Annotated in this window: 11 protein-coding genes and 1 pseudogene; 5 read left to right on the forward strand and 7 right to left on the reverse strand. The window is 61.1% G+C overall.

The window, feature by feature from the left end:
• Nucleotides 1–187: 187 nt before the first annotated feature.
• Together IFT87_RS20875 and IFT87_RS10555 are read right to left on the reverse strand one after the other, a co-directional pair.
• Nucleotides 188–1,495 (reverse strand): mechanosensitive ion channel domain-containing protein, encoded by a 1,308-nt coding sequence (locus IFT87_RS20875; protein WP_192008409.1) that lies wholly within the window; start codon nucleotides 1,493–1,495, stop codon nucleotides 188–190.
• Nucleotides 1,496–1,790: 295 nt separating this feature from the next.
• Nucleotides 1,791–2,801 carry an endonuclease/exonuclease/phosphatase family protein gene (locus IFT87_RS10555; protein WP_052148982.1) on the reverse strand — a complete coding sequence of 337 codons (1,011 nt, stop codon included), beginning with the start codon at nucleotides 2,799–2,801 and terminating at the stop codon, nucleotides 1,791–1,793.
• Between the two features lie 100 nt (nucleotides 2,802–2,901).
• Between IFT87_RS10555 and IFT87_RS20430 the strand changes: the two are divergent.
• Nucleotides 2,902–3,051, forward strand: a pseudogene (locus tag IFT87_RS20430) (IS5/IS1182 family transposase); the annotation flags it as partial.
• A gap of 1,152 nt (nucleotides 3,052–4,203) precedes the next feature.
• Here the strand turns inward: IFT87_RS20430 and IFT87_RS10560 are convergent.
• The 3 genes from IFT87_RS10560 to xrtV form a co-directional block, all read right to left on the reverse strand.
• Entirely contained in the window at nucleotides 4,204–5,064 is an 861-nt protein-coding gene (locus IFT87_RS10560) for a hypothetical protein (protein WP_128082076.1), read from the reverse strand.
• Between the two features lie 258 nt (nucleotides 5,065–5,322).
• On the reverse strand, nucleotides 5,323–6,012 hold the full coding sequence (gene epsI, locus IFT87_RS10565) for an exosortase-associated protein EpsI, V-type (protein WP_157840487.1): 690 nt from the start codon (nucleotides 6,010–6,012) through the stop codon (nucleotides 5,323–5,325).
• Nucleotides 6,013–6,016: 4 nt separating this feature from the next.
• Nucleotides 6,017–6,910, reverse strand: a complete 894-nt coding sequence (gene xrtV / locus IFT87_RS10570; RefSeq protein ID WP_342211151.1) for an exosortase V — start codon at nucleotides 6,908–6,910, stop codon at nucleotides 6,017–6,019.
• Between the two features lie 400 nt (nucleotides 6,911–7,310).
• Between xrtV and IFT87_RS10575 the strand changes: the two genes are divergently transcribed.
• Both IFT87_RS10575 and IFT87_RS10580 read left to right on the forward strand, forming a co-directional pair.
• A complete protein-coding gene (locus IFT87_RS10575) occupies nucleotides 7,311–7,862 on the forward strand; it encodes an FxDxF family PEP-CTERM protein (protein WP_152555326.1) in 552 nt (183 codons plus the stop codon).
• Nucleotides 7,863–8,228: 366 nt separating this feature from the next.
• Nucleotides 8,229–8,654, forward strand: a complete 426-nt coding sequence (locus IFT87_RS10580) for a hypothetical protein (RefSeq protein ID WP_128082073.1) — start codon at nucleotides 8,229–8,231, stop codon at nucleotides 8,652–8,654.
• 488 nt (nucleotides 8,655–9,142) lie between these two features.
• Here the strand turns inward: IFT87_RS10580 and IFT87_RS10585 are convergent, their stop codons facing one another.
• Nucleotides 9,143–10,021, reverse strand: a complete 879-nt coding sequence (locus IFT87_RS10585; RefSeq protein ID WP_192008415.1) for a hypothetical protein — start codon at nucleotides 10,019–10,021, stop codon at nucleotides 9,143–9,145.
• Nucleotides 10,018–11,289, reverse strand: a complete 1,272-nt coding sequence (locus IFT87_RS10590; protein WP_031438864.1) for a PQQ-dependent sugar dehydrogenase — start codon at nucleotides 11,287–11,289, stop codon at nucleotides 10,018–10,020. Before IFT87_RS10590 ends, IFT87_RS10585 begins: the two co-directional genes overlap by 4 nt.
• A gap of 246 nt (nucleotides 11,290–11,535) precedes the next feature.
• On the opposite strand from IFT87_RS10590, the gene IFT87_RS10595 reads away from it, so the two are divergent.
• Together IFT87_RS10595 and IFT87_RS10600 are read left to right on the forward strand one after the other, a co-directional pair.
• On the forward strand, nucleotides 11,536–13,029 hold the full coding sequence (locus tag IFT87_RS10595; RefSeq protein ID WP_192008417.1) for an FAD/NAD(P)-binding protein: 1,494 nt from the start codon (nucleotides 11,536–11,538) through the stop codon (nucleotides 13,027–13,029).
• A complete protein-coding gene (locus IFT87_RS10600) occupies nucleotides 13,026–13,955 on the forward strand; it encodes an AEC family transporter (protein ID WP_037528353.1) in 930 nt (309 codons plus the stop codon). Before IFT87_RS10595 ends, IFT87_RS10600 begins: the two co-directional genes overlap by 4 nt.
• The last annotated feature ends 102 nt before the right edge of the window (nucleotides 13,956–14,057 follow it).

Consider the following 14,057-nt stretch of genomic DNA (forward strand, 5'->3'; position numbering starts at 1 on the left):
CGCTGTGAAGTCTTTCGGTGATCCGCTTGATTGGTTGGCATTTGAGGAAGTTACAGACTTTCGACAGCGCCTGTCTGCAATCGCTTACGGTGGATCGACATGAGGATCCCGAACAGGATCAGGGCCGTACGCCGCGGAGCAGTGCCCCGCTTTATCGAGCGGGCGCCCTGATCACTGCGGCAGTGGCCTAGGTCGGGGGCGTTTGCTCGCCTGAACTAGAATGAAAACGGAGATCGCGCTGCGGCACCGGGATGGTGACGCCGTGCTCCTTGAACAGGTCCCAGATGCGAAAGAACACGTCGCTTGTGACGTTGCCAACCCCCGCCTCGGGGCTGTCGATCCAGATCCGCAGGTCGAATTCCACCCCATTGTCGCCGAATTCCTTGATCCAGCAGACAGGGGCGGGTTCGGTCAGCACACGTGGCGAGACGGACGCGGCCTCGACGGCAAGCCTCTGCGCCAGTCGCAGATCGCAATCGAACGACACCCGAAACCCGACATGAACCCTGACGTCCCGGCTTGAGAAAGACCAGTTTTCGACTTCGTCGGTCATCAGCCGTTCGTTCGGGATCAGATGCTCCTTGCCGTCACGGGTCAGCACCGAGACTGCGCGAACGCCGATCTTGTTGACCCAGCCGAAGGTATCGCCGACCGCGATGACGTCGCCGGGCTTGATCGATCGGTCGAGCAGCAGGATGAGCCCTGCGATCAGATTGCCGAGCGTCTTCTGCAAGCCGAAACCAATCGCGAGCCCGAACGCGCCGGAGAACACGGCCAGCGCCGTGAGATCGATGCCGAGAAGATCGATACCGACGAAGATCGCGACGGTGACGACCGCAATCTGAGCGAGTTTCTGGAACAGCACGCGTTGCGCCGCGTCGAGCAGCCGCGCCTGTCCGATCCAGCGCAGGATCAGCCCGAGCAGCGCGCGCGCGGCGAGGAACAGCAGGAGCGACAAGCCGACCGCGTTGACGATGTCGAGCAGCGAAATACGCCGGGTGCCGACCCCCATGCTCGCGCGGTCCAGCCCCGCGATCAACGGGGTCAGGCCCCCCAGTCGATTTGCCAGCACGATGAGAAACAGGGTGGCGGCAATCAGCGACGCCGGTCGGCTCCGAAGACCGAGCGCACGGCCGAACTGATAGGCCAGCGCCGCGACCGCGATGCCGAGACCCGCTGCAAGAAGAAGATCGGCGCCGGGGTTGAGCCCCCGAACGCCAAGAAACGCCGTCAGGACCAGCGCCGTCATGCCGGCACGGGTAATCGCCATCAGGCGCGGCGCGACCACGTCGGCGTGACGCGGCGCCAAGGCCGGCAGGAGGTACCTACAGGCAAGACGCGCTGCAACGATACCCAGAAGAAGGGCCGTGCTCAGGATCGCGACAGCCGCGATCAGGTCATGAAACGGCAGTGCCGTCCATTGATCCAGATAGGTCTGCCACCAGGCATCTTGTTCCAACCGGTTCTCCAATGCCATCTCGTCGGCGTCGGTCACCCGACAATCACAGCGTCATTCCCATCTGGTCGCCGGATCCCTGTTAAACGGACTTGGCACCCCGGTCAGCCCTTGTACGTCATGCGCGTTACCGCCGTGCCGTTTGCGCCATTCCGGGCAAGGGATCGCTGGTGAAGCAGCGCGAAGGACGGGCGATTGATCGGCACCATCTCTGTGCCCCCTGCCCTGTCATGCGACGCCAAAGCCGTTCGCCAGATACCAGTGTCTTGAGCTGGTCGTCGTGCAACAGCTCGGCCCCAATCATGTACGTCAAATCGGTGAGCTTGGCTTACTGCTAGCGCTGGTCCTCATGATACTCCTGAAGGACCTCCTTCACGTCCTTGCGGTCTTCGTTCGACACTGCGTCAGGCGCCTTGTTGGCGCCTGACCGGCCGGTCAGACAAAGACGCGAATGTATCGGGAGATGGTCTGAACCCACATCTTCCAGCACCTCCAGGCTATGCACCTTGAACTCGGGTGTGACGAACATGTGGTCGAGCGGCCAACCGAGCAGCGGCGTGCGCGCGGGGAAGGTCGCGAACGTGCCCCGCCCGATCCGAGCGTCGAGATAACCTCCGACGCGTTTGAACAGCTGCGAGGTGTGGGACCATGCGACATCGTTGAAGTCGCCGATCGCCAATACCGGTAGCTTCGCGCGGGCGGCGCGACTTGCCGCGATCGCGATCTCGGCGTCGCGTGCCTCGGTATCCTGCCCGGGAACGGGCGGGCGCGGGTGAAGTGCTATCACGCGAAATCGATCACCGGCCGTCAGCTCGGCATGGACCGACGGCGTATCCTTTTGGGCGATCGTTTCGATCCGCCCATCGTGCATCGGCAGCCGCGTGGCGAAGATCATGCCGTAGGTATTGCCGATCGGTTGTTCGAGCCGGTGTGGATAGCGCGCAAGCTGCTTGGCCAATGCATCGGCCCAGCGCTGGTCGGTTTCCATCAATAGCAGGATATCGGGCCGAACCCGGTCGATCAGCCGCGCCGTTCGCCCATAGTCTCGATTGGACTCCAACACGTTCAGCGAAAGGACGCCGAAACACCGGCTCTGTGCAGTTGAGGCATCATCCGCAAAGGCCAGCTCCGTCTTCGCAAGCGGCGTATACGGATAGATGCGATAGAGTTGCCACCCGGCTGCAACGGCGCACCCCAACGCGATCCATCGTCCTGCCTGCCGATCCAGCCACAGCGCCAAGCCTCCGCCCAAGAGCAGGAGGCCGAGTATCTGGACCCGGGGAAAGTCCCAGATCCTGATCCACCATTCATTGGACTCGATGATGCTGAGCCCGGTTACGAGCATCAATACGCCTGTGAGGGCATGGATCGGAAATGTAGCTAGCCGCATTGCTGATGCCTAAGAGCGGCCTTGCCTTGGACCAAGCCCTATGACCTTCAGGCCGAGATATCACCGGCGCCGCTGCCGAAGCCGGAGCCGTATCGAGGCCATGTTCGGTCGTTTTAGAGACGGGCGCGGCGTCGTCAGTCGCGACGATCGATGCCCGAAGGCCTTCCTCTCCGCAATCGACCTCGCCACCACGGGCCTGGTGTAACACTGATTAACGAGTCGTCACCCTAGTAACGGGAGTTCCACCGATTCGTCGGCCAAAACGCTCTGTTCAACGAATATTGGATCCCGACTCGGTTTTAGTAGATTGCCATATTAACCACGACCGGGCAGGACGGTCTTGCCGCGGGGCGGCAGCATAATCCATTTAACTCAAAGGAAATTTTATGCGTTATTGGCAGAACGGCAAGCCTTTCAAGGGTTAAGTCGAACTTAAAGGACGACTCGCTATCTGATAGTGGGTCGTCCTTTGTTTTTGCGTGCTATGATATAGATATTATAGTTACATTTCTTGGGTTATAGTGAATCGAATCGACAAGATTCATGATTAGGACACGATCCGGCTTTTGAGTTTCCATCCCAGATAGCTTCTGGATCGAAAGACCCTATCTGACGGTTTTCAGCTGCCCAGGGTTGCTCTGATCATACCGAAGATGTTGGCGCCAGGCATGAGACATGCCGTGCCGACCATGATCTACATCATCTTCATCGCCTGCTGCCCATGTGGCGCGGTAACCTGCGGTAACATTGCGCCGGACGACGGCGCCGATGGCTCTCTCCATGGCCCTTTCACCCAGCGCTAATCGCGGATGTTGTCAGGTGGCTGACGCTGCTCGACAGCGTGAACGCCGTACTTGAACACAGCTTGATACGCACCGAGAACAAATCTCCACGCCCTTCCATCGCGTAGGCAGATCGCACGCAAGAGCGGCGAGGCAGGCCTGGTCCGCATCGGCGCGACCTTACTGACCCACATGGCGGTGAGTTCGCCAACCTTCGGGCGATACCTGTCGATCATTATACGTATCACGATCGCGCCGCGAGGCGGTGCGGTGGTGTGAACGACGGCCTGATCGCACCGAAACGCCCAAGGGCAAACGGCGCGACCTGCGATACGCCTGCCGGCCCCATCCAAGCCGGCGACGTTTGCCTGACGTAAAGTCGACACGGCATCGTCGCGGCCACGCGCGCATGCGTCCGCGACGCTGCTGCCCTCAGACGAAACTTCACCCGGCGGCATGTCAGATCCGCCGAGTCCCCTCTGTCGCGGACGTCAGCGGCACGTCCTTGCCCGTTATAGCGGAGGCTGACGCACTCCGCGCCAACGGGCGCCGATCGATGGAGTCCTCAACAGGAATTACTGAGAAGACTTCGCCTTGGGATCGAGGGGTTTGGCATACTCGATCTTCGCCGCGTTCCGCAGCGCCGCCTGATGCTGAACGATGCCTGCCTGGATGCGGTCACGTGCGATCCCCTGCTTGGCGAGTTCATTGATAGCAGCAGAGCTCGCTTCGGCTGGACGGACGCTTATGACATGATTGGCGATCGCCGTTGCGCCTTCGAGAATAAGCAAAGGCTCACCGTTCACCGTAGTCATCAATCGACCGAGTGCGTTACGATCCAGACTTGCGCTGTCGAGCTCCACCGTTGCCCGCTGATAGCTCACGCCCCGGCTATCCAGAACTGCTGTCAATTCCGCCAGTGTCTTTGCCGGCTTCATAGCCGCGATCAGGCTCGGATTATTTGGTGCTGGAAAACGGATCTGTTCCACCGACAGTGTCCGGCGCTCCCTACTCAGTTCGGGATGCTTCGCCAGATACGTCTCGACGTCGCGCGTCGTGACCGGTTGAGGCACACCTGCTGCGACCGATTGCAGCGCAAGGTTCGCCATCACGATATTTTTGGCACGCTCCACAGCAAGAACAGCGTTCGGCTTCTTGTAAAGACCATCGCGCTCGCCGGCCTGGATAACCAGCTTTCGATCGATAAGGGCCTGCAAGGCCTTTGGCTGAAGGTCTTTCGAGTTTTGTGCGTTGGCCCCGCTCAACCCCAGCTCGAAATTGAGTTCGCTTTGCGTGATGGCTTCACCATTGACCGTAGCAACCGTCTGACCGCTAGGTCCGGATTTATTACAGGCCGCTGCCGCCAGCGTGAGTGCGAGTGCTGCGGCAGACAGGGTTTGCCGCTTGGTGATGAGGAACCTGGAGGATGCTGACATAAGCAATTACCTTAGACATAATGCAGAAGGAAACGAGATGGGAACCGTATAGAACTGGCTAAGCGTCGTGATTTTTGCGGGGCTTGCGCGTTTTATACCTGCGGCGGTCGATGGATGAAAAGCCGGTTGATACGGTGTGGTGCTATTTGCTGTGCGCGCTGAGCAAGTGACGTGACAATGAGGGCGCTGCCGCTCCCACCATATTCATGGTCGCGGCGAGATTTGACGATATATTCAGTGGCTTGCGACCCTCATCGCCTAGGCGTTGATCGGGCCAGCGAGAAGTGCGCGGCCAGAGGCGCCGCAGGACTCGAACAATGTTTTCGCAAAGCCCATCATGGTTGCCTCTGCCGCCTTGGCATCCGGATCGATGATCGAAAATCGTATCAACGCCCCATCGGGGACAAGGCCGGCAAGGTTCTGCATTGCGATGGACCGCCGCTGATCATCCCACGACACCGGGAAACGATTCCCCAGTCGAGTCCAATAAAGAACCTGCTCTGTACGGGTATCGCGCACTGTCGTTAGGAAGCGCCCTGGTGCACTGATGCCTTTGCCCAGTGGAATATCCACGTCTCGTATATCGGTGATGGTAAAACCGGATCCGGGGTAGCAGGACTCAGGACGATGCACCATCAACATGCCGCTCTGCCGATACGCATAGGCGATCAGAAGCATGATGGGCGGAGCGCCATCGGCACCGTAACTGCGCATCAGCTGCTTCTCATAGACGGCTGCCGCTTTTGCTTCATCCTCGGGGGGTAGAACAAAGCTGACATCCGGCACCATCGCCCAAGGGGCTGCTTGCTTTGGAATGGCGTCGTTCAGGTTTCCGGAAGGAATGGCAACGACGAGCTCGGTAGGACGTCGAGCATAGGTGACGCCTGCGGTTATGCCGAAGGCGAGACCCAGGGCAGCTTCTCGTCGGGTAAATCGAGCGATGGTCATGTCGTTACTTTCGGCCCCAACGTGAAACAATAGGATGCAGCACCGCATCCAGTCCCAGCAGCATAAGCAATGCCAGGATAAACATGCCCATGCCAACCAGCTCGTGCGCCAAGCCCTGCGCGGCCTCCTCGGATATGTAATAGGTCATGAGAACCAGTATGATGATCCGTAAAAAGTTTGCCGCGATGGCAAGCGGTATCATCAACGATATCAGCAATATCGCGTAGCGTGGTGCATTGCCATGCCGAAGATAGACGTAGAAAACACCCAACGCACAAATGCCGATCAGGGAGTTTATCCCGGAGCACGCCGTTGCGACCAGCAACTGATATCCGCCAATCTGGATAACCGTTCCGGTACTCCCGATGGGGAGACCGAATGCGGCCAGCAAGTTTACGGAAACATCGGAAATCAAGTCCTTGATGGGACGCGTAGCGACGAAAACCCAGTTTTCCGGCGGCGTGATGATGAACAGCAGGTACACCAAGGGGAACCACAGCCTCTTGAGTGCCTCCTTACCGAGATAAGTCCATAATAATACTACGATCACGGTGTAGAGGGACAGGGCCTCGATCGCCAAGATGCTGGTAATACGCCCTACGGAATAGAGCAGCAGCGCGGGGACCAGCAGCAAGCCGACAGGAAGGAAGGATTGGCGCTTGCTGACCTCCCACGGCCGCGCACGCCAGATCAGCCACAGCGCGGAAATGAAGATAATGGGCCCGTGCGCGCCCTGTTCGGTGGACCAGCTGACGGTCGCCAGCCGGCTCACTGTCGGCAGGATGAGGCACGCCAATCCTATCAGAAGCGGCCACCACCGCGCTGTCCAGCGCGCCAGGCCGCTACCGACGTCAGTCCACGACCCGCTTGGCTGCGGCCGCGCCTCTACCCGTATCACGTATTTCTCCCGACGAACTATCAGCGGTAAAGCTAGCGTCTTTTACCTGATTTTCAAAGCCATCGGCACGATCGCCGAGAATGCCATCGCCCGCACCATTGATAGGCCACCCGTATCGCCCCGGGACACGGCGAGGCCATGCCATCCCTATGAAGCGGCGCGCGCCCATGCGCCGAAATCGCGCTTTCCGGCCTCCTTGGGGCCGGTTCCCAGGAGGGCATAAGGCCTAGCGGCGCGTGAAGCGGAACGTGCCTTCCGGCCCCGTCTGCGACGAAGGAAGGCCGATTGTCCCAAACTTGGACATTATTGAGATCATGGGGAAATCTCAGCGTTATATCGGTTTGCGAATCGCCATGCCCGTCGGTAACAGCTTGTTAAGTATCAAATAGAGGGAACCATCATGAAGCGTCTACTACTCTCGACCATGGCATTCGCATCGGCTTTCGCGATGGCCCCTGCAGCTCACGCAATCGATTTCGTTCCGGGCAACCCCGAGTTCACCGTCAGCGGTGATATCACGGACGGTACCGTTTCGGCAGATTTCGGTCGTTCGGGCATTGCGTCGGGTTCGTTCACGGATACCTTCAACTTCATCATCGATCAGACTGGTCTGGCTAGCGGCACGCTGAGCACGAACACCACGCGTCTGACGAGCTCGACCGATCTCGACATCCTGTCGGTGTTCATCAACGGCTTCGCAGCCACGAAGACCATCGTCGGCAATGCCGAGTTCTTCGAGATCAACAACATCGCGATCACGTCGGGTGCGACGAACCAGATCGTCGTGAACGGCATGTCGCGTGGCAACGGCTCCTATGCCGGCACCGCAACCTTCGAGCCGACGGCAGCAGTTCCCGAGGCTGGCACCTGGGCAATCATGCTGTTCGGTATCGGCGGCATCGGCGCATCGATGCGCGTTCGTCGTCGCCAGGCGAAGATCGCATTCGCCTAAGCGCATTTCACAGCTGGTCCCAGCGCCCATCTGTGTGAAGGCAGCCGTCAACCTTTCGAGGTTGGCGGCTGTTTTTGTTTAGTCTACGGCGCGGACGGGTCGACGAAAGGATCCATGCGGCGCGACCAGCGCCGTTGATCGATACTTGGGCAAGCGGGATGGTCCATGCTGCGCCCAAAGGCACAAACCCCGAGATCGCGAACGCGCCTGAATGGATGCCGCCAGTTACTAAGCACAAGGCCTGGTATCGGCACCCATCGGTCGACAACCGCTCCCAGCCAGGTAGGCGGCTGCGAGTGGCAATGAGCACCCGTGTGCGCCGTTCTGCGATCTCTAGATCCTCAAGTACAGGCGGAGAGCTGTAACATGAGTTTACGGTTGGAGCATGTTACCAAACTTGCACACAGCAAAGAAGGCCTGAGAGCGGCCTACGCCGCGGGTGTTGATCATCAGCAGAATGGCTGGCTGAGATATCCCCCATGCAAATGGGATCATCCCGCAATTCTGGCTTTTGACGAAAGCGGAACGTGCGTTGGCGGTATCAATTGGGGCGAGGACCATGATGATCGAACGCTCACAATCACGTTTGCCTGGGGTTCGCCTACCGCTCCCGCAGCCTTTGCTGCCGTGCTATCGCGATTTCGGAAAACTCATCTGAACGGTTGGTTCACCGAAATCCACTTCACGATATCGACGCATAACGAAGCCATGCAAAAGGCTGTAAAAGTACTTGGGCTTGTTCCTCGGGCCTTCACCTTTGAGATGCCGGTAAAGGCCATGGCCAGGTCTTGATGGCAAAAAAATGCCCGGCTTGGAAAGCCGGGCATTTTCGAGTTCAGCCGTTATCGGGCTTCACGGTATTCAATATCGCAAATTGGCTCATGATTTTATTCATGACAATATTTGCCAGTCATCACTCCTGTGCGCCTTACTATTTCTCTAGTAACACATTGCATTATGCCGTGCAGGATGCGTTAATTAAAAAATATAAGAGCACAGGCTGTTGACTGTTTAGCCCCTGATGGGCTTGCCGATTGGCCAGTAGCGCATGTGAATCCCCCTCATTAAAAAAGTGTCTGTCTTTCGACAAGGAGGCATATGCAGCAAATTCATTTCGTAATTGCGACTGCAAGCGGTTTAAAGTGCATTAACCGCAAATTGTGAATTCCAATTTGCTGCGCGTATGATGATGCACTGACGCTCTCGGAGCCTTCACCCGTGAACAGGGCGCCCGAGCCTCGCCGCCAAAATGGGAGGCTGCAACCGCTTGCGCGCGGAAGTCACCAGGCCATGGTGATCGACAGGGTCGCCAAGGGCACGACATCGGCGGTCGTGCCACCGGGAGCGTCGAGCCGGGCCAGCTGATGGTCACGGACCACGGCAAGGATTTCGCCCTGCAACGATGCCGCCGCACCAGCGATCTTGACGGGCTGCGCGACCGCCACCCCGGCGCTGCCATATACCCTGTCGCCGCTGTCCGCTGCATAGAAGCCCCGCCAGCCGACGCCGGCCGAGACCGGCATCGTGAGCGTCGGACCGTCTTTTGCGCGTGTCAGCACAAAGGCGGGGGCGATGCCGGCGATCGTGTAGAAGCCCCCCTCGCCTTTGGTCCGCTTCGTCGCGGCGAAACGCGGCGCGAGAAATCCCACTGCGTTATCGCCGGTGTAGAGGATAGTCAGGCTGGCCTCGTGAGTCGTGTTCGCCACCCCGTTGGGGCTGGCCTTAATGGCATAGGCCGCCGCGGCGGAGAGCCCATCGACAGGCCGCCATGCAAGAGCGACGATCGTGTTGCTTTCATACCAACTGCGCGGGCGCGACCGCTCGTCGGCGCGCGGTGCGTGAAAGCCGTTCGAACTTTGCCCAACCAGAAACAAGGTCCCCTGCCCGTCCGCGCGGCGCGTCAGCACGGCGGCACCACCGACCGAGAGATGGACCGGGACCCTGGCGAGGCCGGCATCATCGTCGTCATAGGCGCCGCGCGCATAATCGCCGTTGCGGACGTCGACCGTGACGATCGGATGGACCGTCCCGTCGCCGACATCGACCTCCGACAGCGTCGCGTCTTCGGTATCGATGAACGGCACGGTCTGCGCCGACACCCGGGACGCGTCGAAACACCCACACATCGCCGCCAGAACGATCAGCGCCTTGGCGGTCACGCGGTGCGTCGCACCAGCCAGACGGTATCCCCGGCATCGTCGACGACGAAGATCGCGCCATCATCGCGCGTCTGCACGCTCACCGGTCGACCATAGACTTCGCCCGTCTTCTCGTTCGCAACGAACCCCGTCAGGAACGGCTGCGGCGCGGCGGTCGGCCTGCCATTGGCAAAGGGGACCGCGAGGACGTCATAGCCGATGAACGCGGACCGGTTCCACGATCCGTGCCGCGCAACATAGGCGACCTGTTGCGCGGCGGACGTTCCCTTAGCGAACGCCACGCCCAGCGCCGCGGCATGGGGCCCGACGGCAACATCGGGAAGCAACGTCGTCGCCAGCAACTCGCGCTTGGTATTGGCGTGACGCGGATCCTGCTTGCCGTAATAGCTGTAAGGCCATCCATAGAACCCGCCGTCGCGAACGCCGACGAGATAGTCGGGCGCGATATCGTCGCCGAGCTGATCGCGTTCGTTGACCGCAGCCCATAAAGTGTTCGTACCAGGCGCCCAGGCCATGCCGACCGGGTTTCGGAGCCCCGACGCGTAGAGACGCTCGCGCCCGGTACGCAGATCGATCGCGAGGATGGCCGCTCGTCGCTTCTCCTCGTCCATGCCATGCTCGCCGACATTCGAGGCGGAACCGACCGATACGTACAGCGTCCGCGCATCGGGGCTCAGCAACAGGTTGCGCGTCCAATGATTGTTGTAGCCCCCCGCGGGCAGCGACACGAGCGGCTGCGGCGCTGCGGTCACCCGCGTCTGGCCGGGCGAGAACGGAACGCTGACGACGCCGTCGGTATTGGCGACGTAAAGCCGCCCGTTCGCATATTGCATCCCGAACGGCTGATTGAGCCCCTCGATCAGCACGAAACGCTGTTCCGCGACTCCGTCGCGGTCCGCGTCGCGCAACAGGGTGATACGGTTGGCGCTGAAGCCCGTCGTCTTCGACAGCGCCTGGCCACGCTCGACGTCGGGCTCGGCATCCAGTTTGGGCTTCGTGCGCGCCTCCGCGACCAGCATGTCGCCATTGGGCAGCAGCAGCGCTTGGCGCGGATAGTCCAGACCACCCGCGAACTTGATGACCTCATACCCCCGCGGCGCCACGGGTTTGCGCCCGTCGGGCCAGCCGATCGTCTTCGGGTGGTTGACCACGGACGCGGTCGCATAGGGCTCGGCCTGCGTCTTCAGACCTAGCACCGGCGGTGAGGTCTGGGCCATCGCGCCAGCTGCCAAACCCAATGCGCTGACGGCGGCAAGGATCGTCCTCATAATGTCTCCCGGAACATGACAAGAGTGTAACCCTCTCACAATCAACGATATCCATGAGGCTGCCAGCGCCGCGGATTAATTTGGCGATGTCGCGACCAATCCCCTCGGCAACAGCCTTGGTGACCACCACAAAACCACCGAACCACCGCCGGAACGAGGCGCCGCCGACATGACAAAATTTTCATCTCGGCCGTGGCACCATATAGCGCCCGCGCGTTGTCGCCGTTCGTCAGCGAATGGGATATCATGCCGAAAACATTGACTATTATCGGCATGGGGGCCTGTGGCGTCGCCGCCTTCGCCGAAGCCGTCACGCGACTATGCTATGATCCGGGCGACGGATGGGTCATCCATCTGGTCGAGCGGGACGACGAGCTTGCGCGCGGCCTGGCGTTCGGCACGGAACAGCCGGGGCATCGTCTGAATACCGAATCCCGTCTCATGGGGCTCTATGACCGCGAGCCGGGTCATTTCCGGACCTGGCTCGAGGCGCGGCGCGCGGCAGCCGAGACTCCGCTCGACCCCGATGGCGTCGAATATCCCGAGCGCCGGGAATATCGCCTCTATATGCAGGAGGTCCTCGACCAGGCGCTCGACCAGGCCCGGCGCGCGAGGATCGACGTTCGTATCCACCATCAGGAAGCCGTCAGCATCGAGGGCGACCATGATGCGGCGACCATCACGTTCTCGGACGGATCGACGATCGCGACGGACGTCGTTCTCCTGACGATCGGCACCCCCGATCCCGACCGGTTCGCCACCCTGAACGGCAAACCCGGCTATTTCGATTCGCCCTACCCCGCGGACCGCATGACCAGGGGGATCGACAGCGATCAGTCCGTTGTCATCCTCGGAAGCGGTCTCAGCGCGATCGACGCGGTGATGACGCTGCTCGACGAAGGGCACCGCGGACATATCCATCTGATTTCGAAGGAAGGCCTGCTGCCGCGGGTCGAAATTCCCGCACCCGAGACGGGGTATGACCGTCAGCATCTCACGCTGGAAAACGTCCACCGGCATATCCGCGAACGCGGCGCCGCTTTCTCGGTCGTGGACCTGTTCCGCCTCTTCCGCATCGAGGCCGAGACTGCCGCAGGACGCGCGATCGACTGGCAGGCCGAGGATCGCGCCGACGGCGACGCCCAAGCCGCCCTGCTCCACGACATCGCCGCGGCTGACGCCGGCGACGAACCGTTCCAGCGCATATTGACCGCCGCCCGCCATGATTCCACCGCGATCTGGAACCTGTTGCGACCCGCCGACCAGAAACGGTTCGGGCAATGGCTGGCGCCGCATTTCGCCGGGGCGCGCTTCGTCACACCGATGGTGAACGCGCGGCGCCTCGCCGAGGCGATGACGCGCGGGCAGCTCAGCGTCCGCGGACGAGTCGATGAAACCATTGCCAGCCCGACCGGCACCGGCTTCGTCGTCCGGTTCACGACGGGCGACACGCTCGAGACGCCGATCGTCGTCAACGCCACCGGCCAGGCGACCACCCTCGCCGAGATGAAGGGATCGCTGGTCAAGGATCTGCTCGCCAAGGACTGGCTGCAACCACACCCGGTCGGTGGTGCCATCGCCCACCGCGCGACCTGCCGGATCATCTCCGCCAGCCGAGACGCACCACGCATCTACGCACTCGGCCAGTTGCTCAACGGCGAGTTGCGCGACACCAACGCAGTCTGGTTCAATGTCGAGTGCGCGGGCCGCGCCATCGACGATATCCTGCGCCAGCAATGAGCGCGCTCGGCAACATCGCGGCGGCACTGCTGCCGCTTTATGGCGTGATCATGCTCGCCTGGGGCGTCGGGGCGCGTGTGCCCTGGGCGGCGAAGCTGTTCTCGACCATCCTCGTCTTCGGCCTCATCCCCTTGCTGGTCATCGACAAGGTGCTCGGCGCGGAAACGCAGCAGTTGCTGGTGATCCCCCCGCTGATGTTCGCGGTCGCCGCGCTGATGAGCATCCCTGCCTACCGGTTGGCCAAGCGGCTTGGCGACGATTTCGATCCCAAATTGCTGTCGGCCTCCTTCTCGTTCTTCAACGTCGCGTTCTTCGGCGTGCCGGTCAGCCAGGCGCTGTTCGGCGAGGTCGGCGTCTCGACGGTGATCTGCGCCTATATCGGCAGCGCGCTGTACGGCGACACGATCGGCTATTTCCTGATCGCGCGGACCAAGGAGGGTACGCGCAAGGCCGCGACCAAGGCGCTGCGCGTGCCCGTCGTCTATGTGATCGTCGGCGCGATCATCGCGAAATCGGCGGGTGTCACGATGCCCGAGGCGGCGTCACCCATCCTGTCGGTTGCCGGTACGCTGGTGTCGGTTCTCGGCATGGCGGTCATCGGCCTCAACCTTGCAGAGACCGGCCGCGACGACTGGCGGCCCCGGATGATGACGCGGATCCTCGGCGTCAGGCAGGCCAGCGGACTCGTGCTGATCGCCACCGCACTTGCGCTCGAAGCCGCGTTCATCGGCATCCTCGCACCCCGCGACCGCGTCATCGTCGGGCTGATCGCGCTGTTCCCGATCGCGAGCAACGTCACGCTGTTCGCGACCCTTCTCGACACGAACCGCAAGGCCGCGGCCGTCCTCGTCGCACTGTCGAGCGCGGTCTCGCTCGTGCTTGTCCTGCTGGTCGTCGGCGTGTTTCACTCGGCGATACCGAGTTAGGGATTGCGCAAAGCACCGCGGTGCGCGCCCTGAAACAATCTCGGTAGGATCCGGAACAGACACAGTCACTTGGCGCTTTGGATGTCACGCATCCCGGGAGCT

This window comes from Sphingomonas sp. CFBP 8765 (assembly GCF_014841445.1).
GTDB lineage: Bacteria > Pseudomonadota > Alphaproteobacteria > Sphingomonadales > Sphingomonadaceae > Sphingomonas > Sphingomonas aerolata.